We start from the raw sequence: 20,040 nt of genomic DNA on the forward strand, positions 1-20,040 counted from the left end.
TCGCGCAGCGGACCTGGATAAATCGGGGAGCGGGCCTGTATCAAACCCTCTCGCTTCACCACAGCCACACATAAAGCCCTGCGAGTATAACCACGGTGATCGCGGCCAATGTGTTGAACAAGGCGCTGGTATCAAAGCGCATATCGCCAAGATCAACCACGCGGTCTTGATCCGGCGACCGCGTCATCCGCGAGACAATCATCGCGGCAACCACTCCCACCATGAACACAATCCAGATGCGAACGACGAACGGCAATTCGGGCAAAGCAGCATTGACGATCAAATTGAGCGCAACCGAACCGATCAAAGCGGTAAATGCGCCTGCAGAATTCGCTCGCCTGTCGAAAAAGCCGAGCAGGAAGACAATCACGATGCCCGGTGCGATATAGCCTGTGTATTCCTGCACAGTCTGGAACGCGCTTTCAAACCCGCCCAAAAACGGCCGCGCCAGCACCAGCGCGATAATCATCGCGGCAAAAGCGGTTAGGCGCCCGACAGTGACATAGTGCTTCTCATCGCGCTCAGGCTGCCAATGGCGGTACAGGTCCATCGTGAAAATGGTGGAGATGGAATTCATCATTGATGCAAGCGAGGACACAATCGCAGCGATCAGGGCTGCAAACACCAATCCGCGTAGGCCCGCGGGGGCAAAGCCCATCAATTGGCCGTAAGTCCGGTCAGACTTTTCGGCCAAGGCTGCTCCGTCAAGCATTCCCTGCTGCGCCAGAATAACCGCGGCGATGCCGGGGATGACGACAATAAAGGGAACGAGCAGCTTAAGGAACGCAGCAAATGCGAGGCCCTTTTGCGCCTCGCCAAGGTTTTCCGCGCCGAGCGCGCGCTGGATTATGTATTGGTTGAAGCCCCAATAGCTGAAATGCAGCACCCACAACCCGCCGAGCAGCGTCCAGATCCCCGGCAATTTGTCATAACCCTTATCGCCTTCATCGAGGATCATCTCGAAGTGGCCGGGCATCTCTTGCATGAGATAGCCAAATCCAGCGAACGCCCCGTCGGCAGGGAGCGCATCAAGCGCAAACCACGTGATCGCGAGCCCGCCAATGATCAGGATCACGACCTGAATGATGTCGGTCAAAGCGACGGCTTTCAGCCCGCCATAAAGCGAATAGAGCGCCGCAAAGGCCGCAAGGGCCATCATCGCGGGCATCACGCCCCATCCGGTCAGCGTGTCAACCGCAAGACCGCCAAGCCAAAGCACCGCCGTCAAATTCACCGCTGTGTAAAGCGCCACCCAGAAAACGCTCATCAGGTTTTTGACGCCTGTGCCATAGCGCTGCTCTAGGAATTGCGGCATCGTGTAAATCTGGCGTTTCAGAAAGATTGGCAGGAAGTATTTGGCCACGATCAGCAGGACAATCGCGGCCTGCCATTCATAAGCGGCAATCGCGATGCCAATGGCAAACCCTTCGCCCGATTGGCCGATGATTTGTTCAGCCGAAATGTTGGATGCAATCAGCGACGCCCCAATCGCCCACCACGGCAGCGCGCGCCCGGCCAGAAAGTAATCTTCGGTGTTTTTGGCGTGCCCTTTGGGTTCGCGGCTGACGAACAAGGCGATGCCCAGCAGAGCCAGAGCATACCCTGCAATAATCACAATATCGATTGTCTCGAGCGTCACTGCCACTCTCCCCTCAAAGTGTTTTGCGCAGCCGCTCTTTTAGAACGAGCACTCCGCACCGTCAGCTGCGTTGTTTTGTGCAATGGCCGATATCTGGATCGAGAAAGGCGCCTCTGATTTGATTGTCAGCGCGTTGTTCAACCCTTCAAGGCATTGCCGCGTCACTATCATGTCGCGCCAGCCCTTGCCATGAGCGAGGGTTAGTTCCCGCGTGATATCCAGATGGCTGCCGCCGCTTGAAAGCACGACCGATCCCGTTTTGACCGCCTCATCAGACCATGCTTGCAAGCTTTCCTACATGGGCGCAGGGCTGTAATCCTGCCCGCCGCACACAGGCCGCGATGCAGGAGATTATGCTTCGGAACAAAAGGTTACGCATCTGCCCCGCTGGAAACGCGCGGTGGCCCGGATTTTCAGCGCTTTGCGGGTTTACCGAACTTTTGCAAAAACCCCTCTCAGCGGTCCATGTCTCACCCAAAGGCAGGGCGGAAATTGCTTTCGCCCCAATCCTGCCGCTTGGTCCAATCGCCCAAAGTCTCCAATTTGCCGTCAAGCTCGGGAAAACGTTCATAGACGTGATCCATGTCCACTTCGAAAGGCCGCGTGGGCGCATCGTTGTTGTATTCGTAAAACGCCTGAATGCCTTTGGCGAAGTCTTCGCGCATTTCAGCCGGCATGGTGTCGCCCGCGGCTTCAACAAGATAGCGGCCAAACTCTTCTGGCGAGCATGGATCGTAGGTGATCTCCTTGCCCAGGGCATCGGTCAGATATTGGGTGACCTGTTTGCCCACCAACCGCTCTGGCCCGCCAATGTTGAGCCATGCGCCTTCCATATCAGGGCGATCAAGGCTGGCGAGCATGAAGCGCGCGACATCATCCAGGCTGATCCAGTTGGCATGCAATTCCGGGTTGTGCGGGTACACATAGCGCCCCTCATCCACGATAAACGGGCGCGCCCAATTGGTCAGCAGATTGTCCATGAAGAGCACGCTGCCAAACACGGTGCCGGGACAACCCGAACGCCACAAAGCGTTGATCCCCTTGGTGTTCTCGCCATAGGTGAAGGGATCGCCGGGACGATCAGGGATCCAGCTCGACGTGTTCCACACCAGCCGTTTGACACCCAGCTCAGCGGCGGCTTTGCCCAGATCGCCGATCAGCACGGCGCGGTCCGCGCGGGCCTGAAGGGGGTGCGTGTAAAAGACGTAGTCGGTCCCTTCGAGCGCGGGCTTGTATGTGGCGGCATCATACAGATCCATCGCGCGGACTTCGACGCGATCAATGCCATCGATCTTGGCCCCGCCAAACGGATCTCCCTGACGCGAGATAGCGCGCACGTCATAGCCTGCTTTCAAGGCCTGACGGACCTGTGCCATGCCCTGACGACCCGATGCGCCGATTACTGTGATAAGTGCCATGCTTGTGTCTCCCGATATGTGCTGCGGGAATAGCCAATTAGGCAGACTGAGCGCACCGCGCCAAAGTGATAGCGCGCGCGCATTTGCCCCTAGCAAAAGCGAGGGCTTGCCCCAGCGTTCCCCACCCCGGACAGTGCGCTGATGCAAAACACGTTCTGGCGCATCGAGCGCCGCCCCCATGGCACTGACTTTGCCAATGCCCTTGCATTGGTGGATGCGCCTTTGCCCGCTTCGGCCGATGGCGAGATCCGTATCCGCAATGCGATGCTGTCGATGGATGCGGGCACGCGGCTGTGGCTGACGGACAGGGAAGACGGCTATCAGCCGCCATTGCCCGTGGGCGCGCCGATGACTGGGCTGGTCGTGGGCGAAGTGATCGAAAGCCGCGCTGATGGGTTTGCGCCGGGCGATCTGGTGCGCGCCTTTGGCGTGTGGGGCCGTATCAGCCAAGTGGATGCGGCGGCCAGCGGGGCTATCACGCTCGACCCAGCTGTTGCGGACAAACGCGCATGGTTCGGGCCGCTGGGTATGAATGGGTGGACTGCGCTTTGGGGCATTGCCGAGACAGGCCAGGCCAAAGCGGGCGAGCGCGTGCTGGTATCTGCCGCAGCGGGCGCAACCGGCATTCTGGCGGTGCAGGTGGCAAAGCTGATGGGATGCGAGGTGTGGGGCATTGCGGGCGGCGCGCAAAAATGCGCATTCCTCACTCAGGAAATGGGCTGCGCGGGGGCTATCGATTACAAGGCTGACAATGTCGGCGCGCAATTGGATGAGGCGGGCGGATTTGATGTCTATTTCGACAATGTCGGCGGCCCGATCCTTGATGAAGTCCTCACCCGCATGAACCATTATGGCCGCATCGCAGTGTGCGGATTGCTGTCCGATTATGCCAGCGGATCGCGCACTGCGCCTGCCGAATTCGATCAGGTGCTGATGCGCCGTTTGCGCGTCGAAGGGTTCTTCAGCCCCGACTTTATGGATCAGGGCGAGCGGCTGACCGCGCAGCTTAAAAGATGGCTTGATGCAGGCCAATTGACCATGCCCTATGATGTGACACGCGGCCTTGAAAACACACTTACCGCCTATGCCAAGCTGTTTACCGGCGGAAATATCGGGAAAGTTATCGTGGAGCTTAACCAATGACCAACAGTCTTGAAGACCGCGAAGCTATTCGCGATGTGCTTGCCGCTTATGCGCATGCGATTGACCGGCGGCGCTGGGGCATGATGGAGCGATTGTTCCACGATGATGCGATGTTCCGCTTTGGCGAGATTGAAGGCGATTGGCGTGAGTTTGTGAGCCAGGCGCGCGCGCTGATTGATCCGTGCCTCGCAACCCAGCATCAGCTTGGCCAGACCATGTTCGCATTTGAAAGCGGAACTGTGTGCCACACCGAAACCTATATGACAGCGATGCACACCGTGCCCGCAGGATTTCCCATGCCTGATGTGTTCCCCGACAAGGGGGTGATCTATTCCGCCGTGGTTGCGGGCCGTTATGTTGACCGGTTCGAAAAGCGGGGCACTGGCACAGGGGCTGAGTGGCGGATCGCTCAGCGCACAGGCTTGTATGACTGGCGCGAGTTTCGCGAGGTTGAAGGCACCGATCTGTCCGACACGCCGCAAGGCGCAAGCGGATATCACGACGAACGCGATCCATCGACACCGGTGGCCGCGCCGTGGATGGGTTAAGGCGCGTTCTCCCTCAGCGCTTGATTGCAAAAACGCCTGAGATCGTGGCGATCACTTCATCTGCGCGCATAACCGCGCCGCTGGTATAGGCCAGCCGCCCGCCCAGCCTGTCAATCCTGACATCGCCGACCAGCCAATCGCCCCGTTTTGCCCCGCCCAGATAATTCACATTCAGCGTGACCGTAGACGGCATCAATCGGGGGCGCTGCGCATCATAGACCGCAAAGCTCAAAGCGACATCGGCCATGGTCGCAATCACTCCGCCATGGGCATTGTCTGCAAAATTGATGTGATGCGCGGCGATCCGCAGGCCCACCAGACTGGGCGCATCATCGCGCGGCATCAGGAAATACGGCCCGCCATGATCCAGAAATCCGGGTGAGAACTCGGCCGGGCTAAAGCCTTCGGGGATGTCTGCCTCATGCATATCCGGGTCTTAGACCAAGCGCATGCAATCGCGCGGCTATGAATAGTGCCAATCCACCCCGCCCGCTTGTGCGCGTAGCTTCGCCCATATGACCCAGCAAAGCGCCCCGCAGCCCGCCTCCTTTTGTGAGATTGTCGCCAATCATGCCCGGATGACGCCCGACATACCCGCTTTCACCTTTGGCGAGGAGACGCTGACATTTGCGCAGCTGGATGAAGGGGCCAACAAAGTGGCTCACGCGCTCACCGCGCTTGGCGTGGCCAAGGGTGACCGGGTCTCTTATCTGGGCAAGAACCACCCGCTTTATTTCGAAGCGTTGCTGGGCGCTGCCAAAATCGGTGCAGTGATGACGCCGGTGAACTGGCGGCTCGCCCCGCCTGAAATTGCCTATATCCTTGGCAATGCGGGATCGCGCGTGGTGTTTGTGGGTGAAGGTTTTGCCGACATGCTCAGCCAGGCAAGCGGTGATACGGGCGCGGCGGAACACATCATCGGGATCGATGCGCCCGATTGCGATGGGGCCGATTACCGCACATGGCGCGATGCGGCCCCCTCCGCAGCGCCCGGCGCCGCGATCACCGCGCAAGATGACGCGCTGCAACTTTACACATCAGGCACCACAGGCAGGCCCAAAGGCGCGGTGATGACGCATGGATCACTGCTGCAAAGCCTTGATCCGGCAAGCCACGGCGACAATATCCGCGACTGGCAAAAACGCAGCGAAGGCGATGTTGCGCTGCTGGCTATGCCGTGTTTCCACATCAGCGGATCGGGCAATGGCCTCAGCACCATGATCGCGGGCACAACGTCGATTGTGCTGCCCGAATACGATCCGACCAAAGCGCTGGAGCTGATTGAGAATTACAATATATCCAAGATCTTTCTGGTGCCCGCAGCGATCCAGATCCTGCTCAATCACCCGCGCGTTCGAGACGTGGATTTCAGCGACCTTACTCACATCACTTACGGCGCATCGCCCATCCCGCTCGAACTGATGCGCGAGGCGATGGACGTGATCGGCTGCGGGTTTATCCAGATGTACGGGATGACAGAAACCAGCGGCACAATTGTCGCGCTGGACCCCGAAGACCACGTGCCCGAAGGGTCTCCCAAAATGCGCAGCGTGGGCAAGCCTTTGGCAGGAGTTGAGCTGAAGATTATCGATGCAGCAGGCAATCTGGTCCCGGCAGGCGAAGTGGGCGAGATAGCGACGCGGTCCAGCCGCAATATGAGCCGGTATTGGAACCTGCCCGAAGCGACCGCTGAAACCATCGATGCCGATGGCTGGCTGCGCACAGGCGATGCCGGGTATCTCGATGAGGACGGTTATCTCTACATCCATGACCGGGTGAAGGACATGATCATATCGGGCGGCGAAAACGTCTATCCCGCTGAGGTTGAAAACGCGCTTTATTCGCACGCAGCGGTTGCCGATGTCGCGGTGATCGGTGTGCCGGATGAAAAATGGGGCGAAGCGGTCAAGGCCTGCGTGGTGATGAAGCCGGGCCAGGCATTAAGCGAAGCGGAACTTATCGCCCATGCCCGCCAGCATATTGCGGGATATAAATGCCCCAAATCTGTGGACTTCATCGATGCTTTGCCGCGCAATCCCTCGGGCAAAATCCTGCGCCGCGAACTGCGCTCGCCCTATTGGGAGGGCAAAGCGCGGGCGGTGAATTAACCGGCGGCTTGGACAGATAGCTAGATATTCGCCCGCGCCGCCGTTCTGCCTGCGATATAGCCAAAGGTGAGCGCGGGCCCCAATGTACCGCCTGCGCCTGCGTAAATGCCGCCTGTGGGGCAGGCGATAGCATTGCCTGCCCCATAAAGGCCGGGGATCGGCTGCCCATCGTGGTCCAGAATGCGCGCCTGCCCATCGGTGCGCGCCCCGCCATTGGTGCCCAGCATGCCCATATGGACAGGCACAGCATAAAACGGAGCCTGATCGAGCGGCCCCAATGTTACCGCTGTGCCTTTGCGTGTGCGGTCGCCATAGAAATGATCATAAGCGGAGGTGCCGCGGTCAAAATCGGGATCGCGGCCCTCGCGCGCATGGGTGTTGAACCGCGCAATTGCGGCCTCAAGCGCATCTTTGTCCACCGCCATCGCGCCTGCCAATTCGGCCACGCTGCCGCCGCGCAGCACGTGATCTGGCAAAGGCTGCCCCGGCATTCTGGTGCCCAGCGGATAGCGCGCTTCAAACTGGGCATCGAACACCAGCCAGGCGGGCTGATTGGGATAGGAATAGGTCTGCGGATCAAACGCATGAAACGCGCCGGCAAGCGCGGAATAATTCGCCGCCTCGTTGCAGAACCGTTCGCCTTTGCCATTGACCATGATCGAATGGGGCACGGTTCGCTCGATCAACATCGGAGCAGCGCGCTTTTCTCCATCAGCCCACGGCGCATCGGGCATATCAAGCGTGGGGGACCACCAAGCGCTCGTCATATTGCCCAGCATTGCCCCCGCCTGCATCGCCAGCCGCAATCCATCACCGCGCGCTGTGGGCGGGGATGCGGGCGCAGGCGCTGGGCCGCGCAGGAATGTCTGGCGCATCTGCGCATCCCATTCAAACCCGCCTGTCGTAATGATAACGCCAGAGCGCGCGGTAAGCTCAAACGGCTTGCCCCCGCGCTGCCCAGCAATGCCGATCACGCGCCCGCCCGTCTGGATCAACCGCTCCGTTTCAACCCCCAGAACCGGCTCAATCCCGCGTTTGAGGCACGCCTTAAGCAATCGCCCGATCATCGCCTGGCCAAATCCGCGTTCATTCGCCGCCATGCGCCGCTGCAATTCTTCGGGCTCCACAATTCCGCTGCCTCCGCCCAACGGGGTTTCGCGCAGCATCATCGGCTTTGCTTCTTCGATCGCGGTGATACGGCCCGCCCAATCGCCCAGTTCATCTAGAGAAAACAGATCGTGATCGAGCGCGCGTCCGCCTTCCGGCTTTGCGCCGGGGCGGTCGAGATAATAGTCGGGATAGCCGTCGAGCAGCGCAGTTTTGAGCGCGCCAGTGTCTTCCAGAAAGCCAAGCGCTTCTGGCCCCATATCGACAAAAGCCTCCAGCGTTTCATCGACAAGATCGCCGTGATCCAGCGCTTTGAAATAAGCGAGCGCTTCGTCCCGGCTATCTTTCATTCCCGCTGCGCGCTGGCGCGGATTGTCCGCGACCCAGATCACTCCGCCTGAAACCGCGCCCGTGCCGCCGATGCGGTCAAACCGTTCGATTATCGCGGCACTCGCGCCTGCTTCATGCGCGGCCAATGCCGCTGTCATTCCCGCAGGGCCGCAGCCCAGGACGATAATATCCGGTTTGTCCATTGTTCCATCATCCATCTGGGAGCTCGCCGGGCAATTGCTTAATTTAGCAAGGTGCACGTTCGCACGCAGACAGCTACACCGTCACTCAAAGGAGAACGCGCCATGAAACTTGAAGGAAAAGTCGCCGCCATCACCGGAGGCACCGCAGGGCTTGGCCGAGGGATCGCGGAAAAATTCATGGCTGAAGGCGCAAAAGTCGCCTTGTTTGCGCGCAACCGCGAAAAAGGCGACCGGGTCATCGAAGAATTGCGCGTTGGCCGTCAGGGCGCAGATCGCGCGATCTTTGTCGCAGGTGATGTGATGCAGCAAAAAGATGTCGAATTTTTCATCGACACTACTATCGATCACTTCGGCACGATTGACATCCTCGTCAACAATGCCGGCGGCGCAGGCGATTTGCAGCCCATGGTGGCGCTGTCGGATGAAGCGTTTGACGAAGCGATGAAATGGAATGTCTATTCCACGTTCTGGGCAACAAGGCGCGCTTTGCCCGAAATGATCCGCAAAGGCGATGGCCGGGTGATCAATATGTCATCAATGGAAGGCAAGCATGGAAAGCCTGTCTTTACCGCTTACACCGCTGCCAAACACGCCGTGAACGGGATTACCAAAAGCCTTGCGCGCGAAGTGGGCGAAAACGGGATCACGGTCAATTCGATCTGCCCCGGTCTGGTTGTCACCGATATCATCAAGAACAACGGCCCTGACACCGCCAAAGCGATGGGCATGGAATTTGATGAGATGATCACGATGTTCGCGCAGGAAGCCGCGATCAAACGCCCCAACACGGTTGAAGAAATTGCGGCAATGGCCTTGCTGCTTGCATCACCCGAAGGGGCAGGGATCACGGGCGCTATGCTCAGCGTGGATGGCGGAACCGCGCAATATTGACAGGGATTGCCCCTAGGCTGCTTTTGCCCAATCTTTAGACCGCGCCGCTTAAGCGGGACCGATAAATAATCGGGCCGCAGACATGTATTCCATAACAACCAACAGGGCGAAAAGCCGGGTCACTCTCGCCTTTTCGGGGCCAATGCAACAAGACCCAGCCCAGCTGTTTGAAGAGCTGACACATGCGGCAGGCCGGATGCGCAATGCGGATGGCGAATGGGATGCGCTGGTCGATTTTTCCCAAACATCCGTAATGCCGCAGGACCGGGCGCAGAACACGGCCAACATCTATGCATGGGGCATTGCCAATGGCCTGCGCAAAGTCGCTTTCGTTTTGAACTCCGCCATACTGCGTATGCAAGTGGCGCGAGTAACCGAAAGGGGCGACAATACGGGGCAATTTGACAGTGTTCAGGACGCAGCGGCCTGGCTCGATACTTAATCGTCTTGCGACTGAGCCTTTGCCATGGCGGCCCCCACGGCGGCCTCAATATCCTTTGCCTGCGGATTGCCTCTTATGGTCACCCCGCCATTGGGCTGGATGTTCTGGCCGGTCACAAATGCAGCATCGGATGAAAGCCACAAACACGCCTCTGCCACATCCTGCGATGTGTTAAGCCGCCCCAGCGGATAACGTGGCAAAAACGCATCGACAATGCCGGGCGTTGCGAACGCGCCCTTGGTCATCGGGCTTTCAGTGAAAGCGGGGGAGACGCTGTTTGCCTTGATCCCCAAATGGCCAAAATCATTGGCGACGCATTCAATCATCGCCTCGCCCGCGCGTTTGGACCCGATATAGAGCGCGTGATTGTTAATCAGCGCCTTGGTCGTCGCCGATGAGAGCGAAATGATCGAGCCGCCTGTGGGGGCCTGCTCTGACATGGTTTTGACAAACGCTTGCAGAAAATGGTGCACGCCTTTGAATTGCAGGTCTGCGATCATATCGACCTGTTCCTGCGTTGTTTCCAGCAAGCCTGCCAGCAGCCCTACGCCCACGCAATTCACGGCGGCATCGACGCGGCCAAATTCATCGCGGGCCTTGTCCGCCATGGCGTGAACCTGCGCGTGATCGGTGATGTCGCACAAGGCATAAGCGCCGCCAATTTCGCTAGCGAGCGCTGCCAAAGGTTCTTCCTTACGCCCCGCGACCATCACTTTCGCGCCTTCGCTGGCAAACAGCCGCGCGATCACTTGCCCCATATTGCCCGGCGTTGCAGCGCCCAGAATTACCGCGGTCTTGCCATCCAGTTGGCCCATTGATCCTCTCCTGTGTTACCTCACCGCTTATCATGGCGCGCCGCCTTTGCCCCCTTGCCAAAAATGGGCATTGCCCGCAGCACCGCACGCGCGGATAGCTTGGCCCGCCACAATAAAAGACGGCATAATAAAGAACGGCACAATCAAGAGAGGCAGGCCGCATGTTTTCAGGACCGATTGAAGATCGCCTTGCGATCCGCGAATTGAGCGACACCTATGGCGACGGCGTGGTGCGGATGGATGCCGAAACATGGGGCTCTGTCTGGGCTGAGGATGCGACATGGGATTTCATGGGCCAGCTGATAGAGGGGCGCGAGGCAATCGTCGCGCTGTGGAACGGCGCGATGAGCCAGTTTGACGCGGTCAGTTTCTGCGGAGTGCCCGCTTCGATTGAAGTGGATGGCAACACCGCCAATGCGCGCATTCAGACGCAGGAAATTCTAAAAGGCAAAGACGGATCCACCCGGCATATTGGCGGGCTCTACACAGATCGCCTCGCTAAAGTGGACGGGCAGTGGCACTTCACTCACCGCGCCTTTGCCATCATCGCAGAATTTCAACCCGCAGACGCGGCGTAAAGGAACGCAGGATTATGGCCAAAATCGTTATTTCCGCGCAGATTGATTTGCCCGCCGACAAGCGCGACGAAGCGCTTCGCACAGCGCAGCCTTTTATCGATGGTGCGCTGTCGCAGGATGGCTGCATCCATTACGATTGGAGCGCGGATCTCAATAACCCGAAACGCGTCAATGTGTTTGAAGAATGGGTCAGCGAAGAAGCGCTCGCCAGCCATTTTGCAGATAAGCATTATGCGGGAATGCTGGGCCATCTGGGCGGCTTTGGAATCGAAAACGCCGTCAGCCGCAAATACCGCGTCGATGCCGAAGGCGAAGTGTACGGACCTGATGGCAAACCAACCGAGCAATTTGTCTGAGCAGCAGCGGCCTAATTCTCGGGGCCATTCTCGCAGGGGGCCAAGCGCGCCGGTTTGGCAGCGACAAGGCGCATGCCCGTTATAATGGCGTTCGCCTGATTGACGCGGTGGCCGATGCGCTGGGCGCGCAGACCACCGCCTTGATCGTGTGCGGCCGTGATGAGCCGGGCTATGGCTGCGTCCCGGACAAGCCGCAGGCGGGGCTTGGCCCTCTTGGCGGGCTCCATGGCGCGCTTTGCTTTGCCGAGGAAAAGGGGTTTGCGCATGTCCTTTCAGCAGGGGTGGATGTGCCCAACCTTCCGGCCGATCTTGCGCTGCAATTGGCCGAAGATGGCGATGGCGGTGGCGGCGGCGCTGCGATTGTAGATGCGCAGCCGGTTGCCGGGCTGTGGCCTGTGACCGTGACAGCGGATTTGGCCGAGTTTATCGAACAGGGCGGACGCGCGCTTTATGGCTTTGCCGACAAAGTCGGCGCGCGCCGCGTCACCATCCAGCCGCCGCTGATGAATGTGAACCGGCCCGGCGATTTACCGCCCGCCTGAAGGGCACACCGCGTTTACAGCTTGAGCAATTGCTTGCCCCGGTTCTTGCCCGAAAACAGCCTTTGCAACGTGTCAGGCGCGTTTTCAAAACCGGATTGCACGTCTTCCTGATAGGTCAGCCGCCCGTCCTCGATAAACCCTTCGAGCCGTTTGCGGATGCCGGGAAATTCGCTCATCCAGTCGATCACGATAAAGCCCGCCATGCTGGCCCGGCGGAACACGAGGTTAAAGTAATTTTCCGGCCCCGCTGGCAGATTGCCCGTTTCATACCGGCTGATCCCTCCGCAGATTACCACGCGCGCGCCGGTTGCGATCTGGCTGAGCATATCGTTGAGGATCGTGCCGCCGACATTGTCGAAAATCACATCAACGCCGCGCGGGCAATGCTGCTTGATCTGGTCTTTGACCCCGCCCGCTTTGTAATCAATCGCCGCGTCATAGCCTGCCTTATCGACCAGCCATTGGCATTTTTCAGGCCCGCCCGCGATGCCGACCACGCGGCACCCTGCAATCTTGGCAAGCTGACCGACAATTGATCCGGTTGCCCCCGCTGCGCCGGATACCAGCACGGTATCGCCCGCCACCGGCTTGCCCACTTTGAACAGGCCGCAATAGGCCGTCATCCCGGTCGTCCCCAGCACGGACAGGACGGCAGTCGGCGATAAGGCGGTTTCCACCTTGGTCAGCCCCTCGCCATTATGTACAAGATGCTCTGCCCAGCCCGTGCTGCCAAAGACAATATCGCCCACGGCAAATTTGCCGCCATTGCTTTGGGTCACTTCGCAAATGCCGCTGCCGCGCATCACATCGCCAATATTCATCGGCGCGACGTAATCCGCGATGTTTTCCATCCACCCTTTTTGCGCCGGGTCAAAGCCCAGATATTGCGTCTTCAGCAGCATCTCGCCTTCGCCGGGTGCAGGCAGTTCGGTTTCCACCAGTTTGAAATCATCAGGCGCAATGCCGCGTCCGCGCGGGTGTCCGTTCAATAGCCATTGGCGAGTGGTTGTCATCGCAGGTTCTCCTTTGCCCAGCGTAATGCAGGCCGAAACTCGCCCTTCCCACGGGCAAAAGTGTCAGTCGAAGCGCTGGGTGCTTGTGGTAATCTCTTGCGGGGATTGAGGAGAGCACTGTCATGGGTATTGAGACCAAACGCACATTCTGCCGGTTCTGCCACGCGAACTGCGCGATGGAAGTCGATGTTGAGAATGGAAAAGTGCTCGAAGTGCGCGGCGATCCGGCTGACCCGGCTTTTGGCGGATACACCTGCATGAAAGGGCGCGAGCTGCCCGATTCGCACAATGCATCCCACCGGCTGACCTCTTCATTGGTGCGCGATGATGCGGGCGAATTTCAACAAACGCCCATGCCCGCAGCGCTTGCGCATGTGGGCGATGAGATTGAGCGCATTATCGCTGAATACGGCCCCAATTCGGTTGCCGTGTTTATGGGGTCGGGCGGCTATCAGAACTCGTCCGCCATGGCGGCATCGCTGAGTTTTGCGCAGGCCATCGGGACGCGCAATTTCTATACGTCCGTGACGCTCGATCAGCCGGCCAAAGTGTTCACCACCGCGCGTTATGGCAAATGGGCGGGCGGGATGAACACGTTCAGCGAAAGCGATGTGTCGCTGCTGATTGGCAACAATCCTGTTGTCTCGCACTATTCCCCGCCAGGCGGAGTGCCGCCGTTCAGCCCATCGCGCCGGATCCGCGATGCGAAAGAGCGCGGCATGAAAGTCATCGTCGCTGACCCGCGCGAAAGCGACGTGGCGCGCCTGGCTGATATCTATCTGCCTGTGAAACCGGGCGAAGATCCCGCGCTGCTTGCCGGCATGCTCAATGTGATCATCGAAGAAGGACTTTATGATCGCAATTTCGTTGCCGCCCATGTCGATGGCTTTGATGAACTGGTGGAAGCGGTCAAACCCTTCACTCCCGAAATCGCCGCAGAACGGGCGGGCGTGGACGGCGATCAACTGGTTGCCGCAGCCCGCATGTTTGCAGGCGGATCAAAAGGGTGCGCTGTTACCGGCACGGGCCCGGAAATGGCAGGCAATGGCACGCTGACCGAATATCTTGTCACGTGCCTCAACACAGTGTGCGCCCGGTTCAAGCAGGAAGGCGAGAAGGCCGCGATCCCCGGTGTCTTTACCAATATCAATCCCGAGCGCCGCGCGCAGGTCGCGCCGCCCGTCCCGATGTTTGGCGCAGAAGGCATGGCGCAATCGCGCTTTCGCGGGCTGGGACAATTGGGTTTTGAGATGCCTTGCAATGTGCTCGCCGATGAAATCCTGACCCCCGGCGATGGGCAAGTGCGCGCGCTGATATCGGTGGGCGGCAATCCGGTTGTGGGTTTTCCCAATCAGCAAAAGATGGTCCGCGCGCTCGATGATCTGGAACTGTTCGTGCAAATCGACCCGTGGATGAGCGCAAGCGCAAAACGCGCCACTGTCGTGCTTGCCCCGTCGCAATGCCTTGAACGCGAAGACATCACCAATCTATCCGAATGGTGGCACGAAGAAGCCTATGCCCGCTATACCGAGGCCATGGTGCCTGCGCCCGGCGATGTGATTGATGAATACGAAATGTTCTGGACACTCGCCAAACATCTGGGCGTGACGATGCAATTGGCAGGCGGGAGCGTGCCGATGGACGAAAAGCCATCGAAGGAAACCTTCCTTGATCTGATGACAGCAGGGTGTCTTGTACCGCCCAGCACCGTGCGCAAGGACGCGCGGGCCGCAGACGGCGCGGCGGTGGTTTATGAAGACGCGCATCCCGTGGTTGCTCCGGTGGAGGAAAGCGAATTTCACCGTTTTGACCTGGCCGCAGGCGCGATGCCCGATAGCCTGACGGCTTACATTGCTGATCCGCTGAGCAGGGATGGGTTTGATTTCAAACTGATCAGCCGGCGGTCCAAGACCCGGTTCAATTCCATTGGTCATCCGCTCGAAAAACTGCGCGCGAAAACCACCACGAACCCGGCTTACATCCACCCCGATGATATCGCGGCGCTTGGTTTACAAGAGGACGCGATTGTCGAGATTACATCGCCCCATGCGACCATTCACGGGGTTGTGAAACCCAGCGATAAAGTGCGCCGGGGCCTTGTTTCGATGGCGCATGCTTATGGCGATGCGGATGCATCAAAAGATGATGTGCGGGAACGCGGTTCCTCGACCAACCGCCTGACCAGCGATGAGACAGACTACGATCCGATCACCGGTCAAGCGCTTCAAAGCGCGATCCCGGTCAAACTTGTCGCCGCGTAAAACTGAGAACGTAGCTTAAGGAAATTTCATGCCAGACAATCGCCGCTTTCTTTTGCAACGCCGCCCCGATGGGGAACCTGTGCCCGGTGATTTTGAACTGGTGGTGCAGCCTGCGCCGGAGCTTTCCGATGGGCAATTTCTGGTGCGCAATCATTATGCCTCGCTTGATCCGGCCATGCGCGGGTGGATGGATGCGGGCGGAAATTACATGCCGCCTGTCCCATTGGGCACCGCCATGCGCGCCAGCACAATCGGCGTGGTCGAGGAAAGCAAGGCAGATGGTTTTGAAGCGGGCCAATGGGTAATGGGGCTGAATGCGCTTGAAGATTATTCGGTCAACGAAGCGGGCGGATTTACTCAGCCGATCGACCCTTCGCTGGTGCCCGAGATCACCAATTATCTGTCAATCTTTGGCGCAGTCGGGATGACGGCCTATTTCGGCTTTCTCGAAGTGTGCAAGCCCAAGGAAGGCGAAACCGTTCTGGTCACTGGCGCTGCGGGCGCGGTTGGCAGCCTTGTGGGACAGCTTGCGAAAATCCATGGATGCCGCGCGGTGGGCATTGCAGGCGGGCCGGAAAAATGCGCCAAGCTAACGGGAAAATACGGGTTTGATGCGGCGATTGACTATAAGGGCAAGGATGAGGCAGCTCTGACCAAAGCCATTGGCGAAGCGTGCCCGGACGGCGTCGATGTGATTTTCGAAAATGTCGGCGGGGCGATCCTTGATGCGGGGCTGATGAACCTTAACCTATATGCGCGCGTCGGGCTGTGCGGGCTTATCAGCGAATACAACACCGATGCGGTTGGCGCGCGCAATCTGTGGAATCTCATCGTCACCCGGTCTTCCATTCAAGGATTGCTTGTCATGGACTATGTTGAACGTTTCGGCGAAGGCGCGGCCAAAATGGGCGAATGGGCCGCAGCGGGCAAACTCATGAGCGAAGAGCACATCGACGAGGGTCTTGAAGGAGCATATGACAGCTTCATGCGCCTGTTCGCAGGCTCCAACCAAGGCAAAATGATCCTCAAAATCGCGCCATGAAACGGCTGCTCGTCCTGTCCGGCGGGCATCCTTACGAGGCCGAACCCTTTGGCGAGTTGATCCACTCGCTGGGTGATTGGGACGTGACGCACCTCATCCACCCGGAGGCGGAAGATGAGGTCGCCGAAGGGGCCGCCGATGAGGCGGATGCGCTGCTCTTTTACGATATGGGTGGGTACACTTTCGCTGATGGAGCGGTAGTCTCGCGCGCCCCTTCGCAGGAATTTCGCAAAGCCATCACCCGCCGATTTGCGCACGGCAAAGGCGCGGTCGCCATGCACCATGCCATTGCAGGGTGGTCCGAATGGCCACGGTGGCGTGAATGGTTGGGCGGGCGCTTTTTCTATCAGCCGGGCGAATGGCGCGGGTCGCCCGTTCCCGATTCCGGATACCGGCACGATGTCGATTACACCGCCAAGATCGAATGCGATCACCCGATCACAGCGGGCATGCCGCATGAGTTTCCCGTTTGTGATGAGCTGTACCTTTGCCCCATTGATGAAGGTGCCGTCACGCCCATAATCCGCGCGCAAGGTTTCGATTTTGACCGTGACAATTTCTATTCCGCTGCGCGCGCTGTTGCTGGCGAAATGTTTAGCCGCGATGGCTGGGACCATCCGCCCGGCTCTAACCTCATTGGGTGGGAGACCCGCGCTGAGCAAGCACCGCTTATCTATCTGCAATTTGGTGACGGCCCGCAAACCTATGCCAACCCCAATATCCGGCGCATTCTAGCCAATGCCCTTCTATACACTTCAGGAGAAAGCCCATGACACCCACCCAAACCATCGGCGCCTTCATTGCCGCGTGGGACGAATACGATCTGGAGAAGATCTATTCGTTCATGGCCGACGACATTGAATGGACCGATATCCCGCTTTCAACCGTCAATGGTATCGGCGCGGTGCGCGCCAAGATGGACGGATTTCCCGGCGTTGAAGCGTGCGGGTTCGACACGCATCATATCGCGGCCAATGGCAATGTTGTGCTGACCGAGCGCACCGATTGGTTCGAAATGAAAGGCCGCAAACGCACGATCCGAGTGATGGGCGTGTTTGAGCTTAATGAGGCCGGTAAAATCGCGAAATGGCGCGATTATTTCGACAGCGCGGAATTTGTCCGCGAATTTGGCGATCTTGCTCCCTCTTAAATCTGGGAGGATGCAATAGCTGCAATCCTAACACATTCGCGCATCGCGCCGCGGCGGCTCCTTTGGCTAGAAACAAGGCTGCAATTGTTATGGGATGGGAGCCCGCCGCGATGAACAAGCCAGAAGCGATCAAGGACACATCAGTCTTTGCGCCTGATACACTGCTTGAGCCGTGGGATTATTACACCGCGATCCACGATGCCGGGATTGATATCGAACACATCGCGGAAATGAACACGTTCGTCGTTTACGATTACGATCTGTGCAGCGAGGCGACGGGCAAGCCTGAGATATTCTCAAACGATTTCACCGTCCTGATGGGCCGCGAACAGGATGAGGAAATTCAAGCCATCCTGAAAGAAGGGTGGGACGATGTGCCCACTCTGCTAACCGCCGATCACCCCGTCCACACGCGCAATCGCAAACTGGTCAATCTCGCGTTTTCGATGAAGCGGGTGAACGCCATCGAAGAAGAAATGCGGGCCAAATCAATTGAACTGATCGAAAAGATGGCAGCAAAAGGCAGCGGCGATTTTGTCGCCGACTTCGCCATTCCTCTGCCCGTTCACATGATTGCGGGCCAGATCGGGCTCGATAAGGATATGGAGCAGGTCAAGAAATGGTCTGATGCGGCGGTCGACCGGTTCAGCCAGATGGTCGATCATGAACGCAAAAAAGAATGCGCGCGCAGTCTCGTTGAATATCAGCATTACATGAAAGGCAAGATCGACGAGGCGCGCAAGCATGGCGGCGATGATCTGCTGACCGATCTGGTCGAAGCACGGATCGAAGGGGAAACGCCGCTTACCGATGCCGAGATCATGTCGATCATGCAGCAGTTTATGGTTGCGGGAAATGAGACGACAACGTCCACCCTTGCCGGGTGCATGCTTCAATTGATCCGCAATCCCGATCAAATGGCCAAAGCCAAAGCGGCAGCGGGCGGGCGCGATCCCAAGCTGATTATGAATATGGTCGAGGAAACTTTGCGCTACGAAACGCCCACCTCGGGCATGTGGCGCATCGTTAAGCAGGACACCGAATTGGGCGGGACGAAAATCCCCGCAGGCGCCATTGCTCAATTGCGGTATGCTGCGGCCAACCGCGATCCCAAAAAGTTCGAAAACGCCAATGCCTTTGATGTCGAGCGCAAGAATGCGCGCGCGCATCTCGCCTTTGGCAAGGGGCCGCATATGTGCGTTGGCAATATGCTCAGCCGCAAGGAAATGCTGGTTGCTTTTGATGAGCTGTTTGAACGGCTCGATAACTTCGCAATCTCAGATGAGAGCGGGATCGAAGTGCTCCAGAACATCCTTTTGCGCGGCATCATCAAGCTGCCCATCACTTATACGGCAAAGGCATAAAGCTGTGAATTTTGACCTTACCGAAGAACAGGACATGTTCCGCGAAAGCGTGTCGCGGTTTTGTGCGCCTGTGGATGTGGAAGCGCGGCGCAAATTGCGCTTGTCCCCCGCTGGCTATGACCGGGCGCGCTGGCAGCAATTGGCTGAGCTCGGCCTGATTGCGCTCGCGGCAGGCGAGGAAGCGGGCGGAATGGGCGGCACGCCTACCGATCTGGCGCTGGTTGCCGAAGCGATAGGCGGGGCAAACTCGCCCGATCCGTGGCTGGAACTGGGCGCCGTGCCCGGCTTGCTGCTCGATAAAGCAGGCGCGGCTGATGCGCTTGAGGCGGTGCTGTCTGGGGAGCAGATCATCACGCTTGCCTGGGCCGAACGGGCCAAACGCTACTCCATCGATCCTGCGCATATGGTCGCCGAAGGCAGCGCAGACGGGTTCGTGCTGTCGGGGGAGAAAACTTTCGTCATGGGGGCGGTGCTGGCGGATCAGTTCCTGGTGACTGCCAAATGCGATGGGCAGGCCACCTGCTTTCTTGTCCCGCGTGATGCGGGCGGGGTTGAGGTTCGCCCTTACAGGCTGGCCGATGGCAGCATTGCAGGCGAGCTGAAATGCACACGGGCCAAACCGTCTGCTCGCCTCGATCTTTCACAAAGCGCGCTGGCGCAGGTCATCGATGCTGCGCGGCTGTATGCGGCAGCCGAAATGGTCGGGCTTGGCCAGCGATTGCTTGATGACACGCTCACTTACGTGAAAGAGCGCGAGCAATTTGGCGTTGCCATTGGCAGCTTTCAGGCGCTCCAGCACCGGCTCGTCGATTGTTATTCCCGGATCGAACAGTCGCGTTCCATGCTGTACCGCGCCGCGATGATGGACCCGTCCGATACGGCAGGGTTTGGACGCGCCGCAGCAGGCGCGAAAGCCTTTATCGGCGAACAGGTCGATGCCACCGCGCGCGAGGCGGTGCAGATGCATGGCGGCATGGGCATCACCGATGAGCTGGCAATTGGCCATGCGATGAAACGCGTCATGGTGCTGGCCCGCATGTTTGGCGACACCGACACGGTGCTGGCCGAATATGCGGTGGCAGCTTGAGGA

The 20,040-nt window shown here is 58.8% G+C and carries 21 protein-coding genes; 14 read left to right on the plus strand and 7 right to left on the minus strand.

Annotated features, from left to right (window positions below):
- Nucleotides 1–55: 55 nt before the first annotated feature.
- From AC0V6W_RS07580 to AC0V6W_RS07590, 3 genes are all read right to left on the minus strand, one after another.
- On the minus strand, nucleotides 56–1,639 hold the full coding sequence (locus tag AC0V6W_RS07580; protein WP_486148708.1) for a sodium:solute symporter family transporter: 1,584 nt from the start codon (nucleotides 1,637–1,639) through the stop codon (nucleotides 56–58).
- 39 nt (nucleotides 1,640–1,678) lie between these two features.
- Nucleotides 1,679–1,927 carry a hypothetical protein gene (locus AC0V6W_RS07585; protein WP_486148710.1) on the minus strand — a complete coding sequence of 83 codons (249 nt, stop codon included), beginning with the start codon at nucleotides 1,925–1,927 and terminating at the stop codon, nucleotides 1,679–1,681.
- 182 nt (nucleotides 1,928–2,109) lie between these two features.
- Entirely contained in the window at nucleotides 2,110–3,057 is a 948-nt protein-coding gene (locus tag AC0V6W_RS07590; RefSeq protein WP_486148712.1) for an SDR family oxidoreductase, read from the minus strand.
- A gap of 141 nt (nucleotides 3,058–3,198) precedes the next feature.
- Between AC0V6W_RS07590 and AC0V6W_RS07595 the strand changes: the two genes are divergently transcribed.
- Nucleotides 3,199–4,200, plus strand: coding sequence for an NADP-dependent oxidoreductase (locus AC0V6W_RS07595; RefSeq protein WP_486148715.1), 1,002 nt, complete (start codon nucleotides 3,199–3,201; stop codon nucleotides 4,198–4,200).
- Nucleotides 4,197–4,748 (plus strand): nuclear transport factor 2 family protein, encoded by a 552-nt coding sequence (locus AC0V6W_RS07600; RefSeq protein WP_486148717.1) that lies wholly within the window; start codon nucleotides 4,197–4,199, stop codon nucleotides 4,746–4,748. Before AC0V6W_RS07595 ends, AC0V6W_RS07600 begins: the two co-directional genes overlap by 4 nt.
- Nucleotides 4,749–4,761: 13 nt before the next feature.
- Here AC0V6W_RS07600 and AC0V6W_RS07605 read toward each other — a convergent pair whose 3' ends face one another.
- On the minus strand, nucleotides 4,762–5,175 hold the full coding sequence (locus AC0V6W_RS07605; RefSeq protein WP_486148719.1) for a PaaI family thioesterase: 414 nt from the start codon (nucleotides 5,173–5,175) through the stop codon (nucleotides 4,762–4,764).
- Between the two features lie 88 nt (nucleotides 5,176–5,263).
- Here AC0V6W_RS07605 and AC0V6W_RS07610 point away from each other — a divergent pair, with 88 nt between their 5' ends.
- Complete coding sequence (locus AC0V6W_RS07610; protein ID WP_486148721.1) at nucleotides 5,264–6,856, plus strand: fatty acid--CoA ligase; 1,593 nt, start codon at nucleotides 5,264–5,266, stop codon at nucleotides 6,854–6,856.
- Nucleotides 6,857–6,876: 20 nt separating this feature from the next.
- On the opposite strand, the gene AC0V6W_RS07615 is transcribed toward AC0V6W_RS07610, so the two are convergent.
- Nucleotides 6,877–8,511: an FAD-dependent oxidoreductase gene (locus AC0V6W_RS07615; protein ID WP_486148723.1), complete on the minus strand. Its 1,635-nt coding sequence runs from the start codon at nucleotides 8,509–8,511 to the stop codon at nucleotides 6,877–6,879.
- 87 nt (nucleotides 8,512–8,598) lie between these two features.
- On the opposite strand from AC0V6W_RS07615, the gene AC0V6W_RS07620 reads away from it, so the two are divergent.
- Together AC0V6W_RS07620 and AC0V6W_RS07625 are read left to right on the plus strand one after the other, a co-directional pair.
- A complete protein-coding gene (locus AC0V6W_RS07620) occupies nucleotides 8,599–9,387 on the plus strand; it encodes an SDR family NAD(P)-dependent oxidoreductase (RefSeq protein ID WP_486148725.1) in 789 nt (262 codons plus the stop codon).
- Nucleotides 9,388–9,529: 142 nt separating this feature from the next.
- Nucleotides 9,530–9,829 carry a hypothetical protein gene (locus tag AC0V6W_RS07625; RefSeq protein ID WP_486148727.1) on the plus strand — a complete coding sequence of 100 codons (300 nt, stop codon included), beginning with the start codon at nucleotides 9,530–9,532 and terminating at the stop codon, nucleotides 9,827–9,829.
- Here AC0V6W_RS07625 and AC0V6W_RS07630 read toward each other — a convergent pair.
- Nucleotides 9,826–10,644 carry an SDR family NAD(P)-dependent oxidoreductase gene (locus AC0V6W_RS07630; protein ID WP_486148729.1) on the minus strand — a complete coding sequence of 273 codons (819 nt, stop codon included), beginning with the start codon at nucleotides 10,642–10,644 and terminating at the stop codon, nucleotides 9,826–9,828. The two genes, AC0V6W_RS07625 and AC0V6W_RS07630, sit on opposite strands and share 4 nt — an antisense overlap.
- Nucleotides 10,645–10,805: 161 nt before the next feature.
- On the opposite strand from AC0V6W_RS07630, the gene AC0V6W_RS07635 reads away from it, so the two are divergent.
- Genes AC0V6W_RS07635 through mobA form a run of 3 tightly spaced genes read left to right on the plus strand, consistent with a single transcriptional unit; the run spans nucleotide 10,806 to nucleotide 12,120 of the window.
- Nucleotides 10,806–11,222, plus strand: coding sequence for a nuclear transport factor 2 family protein (locus tag AC0V6W_RS07635; RefSeq protein ID WP_486148731.1), 417 nt, complete (start codon nucleotides 10,806–10,808; stop codon nucleotides 11,220–11,222).
- A gap of 14 nt (nucleotides 11,223–11,236) precedes the next feature.
- Nucleotides 11,237–11,578, plus strand: coding sequence for a putative quinol monooxygenase (locus AC0V6W_RS07640; RefSeq protein WP_486148733.1), 342 nt, complete (start codon nucleotides 11,237–11,239; stop codon nucleotides 11,576–11,578).
- Between the two features lie 26 nt (nucleotides 11,579–11,604).
- On the plus strand, nucleotides 11,605–12,120 hold the full coding sequence (gene mobA, locus AC0V6W_RS07645; protein ID WP_486151500.1) for a molybdenum cofactor guanylyltransferase: 516 nt from the start codon (nucleotides 11,605–11,607) through the stop codon (nucleotides 12,118–12,120).
- 14 nt (nucleotides 12,121–12,134) lie between these two features.
- On the opposite strand, the gene AC0V6W_RS07650 is transcribed toward mobA, so the two are convergent.
- On the minus strand, nucleotides 12,135–13,133 hold the full coding sequence (locus AC0V6W_RS07650; protein ID WP_486148735.1) for an NADP-dependent oxidoreductase: 999 nt from the start codon (nucleotides 13,131–13,133) through the stop codon (nucleotides 12,135–12,137).
- Nucleotides 13,134–13,255: 122 nt separating this feature from the next.
- Between AC0V6W_RS07650 and AC0V6W_RS07655 the strand changes: the two genes are divergently transcribed.
- The 6 genes from AC0V6W_RS07655 to AC0V6W_RS07680 all read left to right on the plus strand — a co-directional run bounded on the left by AC0V6W_RS07655 (nucleotide 13,256) and on the right by AC0V6W_RS07680 (nucleotide 20,037).
- A complete protein-coding gene (locus tag AC0V6W_RS07655) occupies nucleotides 13,256–15,394 on the plus strand; it encodes a molybdopterin-containing oxidoreductase family protein (protein ID WP_486148737.1) in 2,139 nt (712 codons plus the stop codon).
- Nucleotides 15,395–15,422: 28 nt separating this feature from the next.
- Complete coding sequence (locus tag AC0V6W_RS07660; RefSeq protein ID WP_486148739.1) at nucleotides 15,423–16,436, plus strand: NADP-dependent oxidoreductase; 1,014 nt, start codon at nucleotides 15,423–15,425, stop codon at nucleotides 16,434–16,436.
- A complete protein-coding gene (locus AC0V6W_RS07665; RefSeq protein WP_486148741.1) occupies nucleotides 16,433–17,209 on the plus strand; it encodes a ThuA domain-containing protein in 777 nt (258 codons plus the stop codon). Before AC0V6W_RS07660 ends, AC0V6W_RS07665 begins: the two co-directional genes overlap by 4 nt.
- Nucleotides 17,206–17,586 carry a limonene-1,2-epoxide hydrolase family protein gene (locus tag AC0V6W_RS07670; RefSeq protein WP_486148743.1) on the plus strand — a complete coding sequence of 127 codons (381 nt, stop codon included), beginning with the start codon at nucleotides 17,206–17,208 and terminating at the stop codon, nucleotides 17,584–17,586. The genes AC0V6W_RS07665 and AC0V6W_RS07670 overlap by 4 nt, the downstream gene beginning before the upstream one ends.
- An 89-nt stretch (nucleotides 17,587–17,675) precedes the next feature.
- The gene (locus AC0V6W_RS07675; protein WP_486148745.1) at nucleotides 17,676–18,950 is read left to right on the plus strand and encodes a cytochrome P450; all 1,275 of its coding nucleotides are present in this window, start codon (nucleotides 17,676–17,678) and stop codon (nucleotides 18,948–18,950) included.
- 4 nt (nucleotides 18,951–18,954) lie between these two features.
- Nucleotides 18,955–20,037: an acyl-CoA dehydrogenase family protein gene (locus AC0V6W_RS07680; protein ID WP_486148747.1), complete on the plus strand. Its 1,083-nt coding sequence runs from the start codon at nucleotides 18,955–18,957 to the stop codon at nucleotides 20,035–20,037.
- The last annotated feature ends 3 nt before the right edge of the window (nucleotides 20,038–20,040 follow it).

This window comes from Erythrobacter sp. JB1-7, assembly GCF_057365015.1.

Excerpts from the sequence above, each read along its gene's own strand:
- AC0V6W_RS07670 (WP_486148743.1), top strand. The coding sequence starts at position 17,206 with ATGACACCCACCCAAACCATCGGCGCCTTCATTGCCGCGTGGGACGAA.
- AC0V6W_RS07630 (WP_486148729.1), bottom strand. The coding sequence starts at position 10,644 with ATGGGCCAACTGGATGGCAAGACCGCGGTAATTCTGGGCGCTGCAACG.
- AC0V6W_RS07590 (WP_486148712.1), bottom strand. The coding sequence starts at position 3,057 with ATGGCACTTATCACAGTAATCGGCGCATCGGGTCGTCAGGGCATGGCA.
- AC0V6W_RS07610 (WP_486148721.1), top strand. The coding sequence starts at position 5,264 with ATGACCCAGCAAAGCGCCCCGCAGCCCGCCTCCTTTTGTGAGATTGTC.
- AC0V6W_RS07650 (WP_486148735.1), bottom strand. The coding sequence starts at position 13,133 with ATGACAACCACTCGCCAATGGCTATTGAACGGACACCCGCGCGGACGC.
- AC0V6W_RS07595 (WP_486148715.1), top strand. The coding sequence starts at position 3,199 with ATGCAAAACACGTTCTGGCGCATCGAGCGCCGCCCCCATGGCACTGAC.
- AC0V6W_RS07675 (WP_486148745.1), top strand. The coding sequence starts at position 17,676 with ATGGGATGGGAGCCCGCCGCGATGAACAAGCCAGAAGCGATCAAGGAC.
- AC0V6W_RS07640 (WP_486148733.1), top strand. The coding sequence starts at position 11,237 with ATGGCCAAAATCGTTATTTCCGCGCAGATTGATTTGCCCGCCGACAAG.
- AC0V6W_RS07615 (WP_486148723.1), bottom strand. The coding sequence starts at position 8,511 with ATGGATGATGGAACAATGGACAAACCGGATATTATCGTCCTGGGCTGC.
- AC0V6W_RS07665 (WP_486148741.1), top strand. The coding sequence starts at position 16,433 with ATGAAACGGCTGCTCGTCCTGTCCGGCGGGCATCCTTACGAGGCCGAA.
- AC0V6W_RS07600 (WP_486148717.1), top strand. The coding sequence starts at position 4,197 with ATGACCAACAGTCTTGAAGACCGCGAAGCTATTCGCGATGTGCTTGCC.
- AC0V6W_RS07625 (WP_486148727.1), top strand. The coding sequence starts at position 9,530 with ATGCAACAAGACCCAGCCCAGCTGTTTGAAGAGCTGACACATGCGGCA.
- AC0V6W_RS07605 (WP_486148719.1), bottom strand. The coding sequence starts at position 5,175 with ATGCATGAGGCAGACATCCCCGAAGGCTTTAGCCCGGCCGAGTTCTCA.
- AC0V6W_RS07635 (WP_486148731.1), top strand. The coding sequence starts at position 10,806 with ATGTTTTCAGGACCGATTGAAGATCGCCTTGCGATCCGCGAATTGAGC.
- AC0V6W_RS07660 (WP_486148739.1), top strand. The coding sequence starts at position 15,423 with ATGCCAGACAATCGCCGCTTTCTTTTGCAACGCCGCCCCGATGGGGAA.
- AC0V6W_RS07655 (WP_486148737.1), top strand. The coding sequence starts at position 13,256 with ATGGGTATTGAGACCAAACGCACATTCTGCCGGTTCTGCCACGCGAAC.
- AC0V6W_RS07620 (WP_486148725.1), top strand. The coding sequence starts at position 8,599 with ATGAAACTTGAAGGAAAAGTCGCCGCCATCACCGGAGGCACCGCAGGG.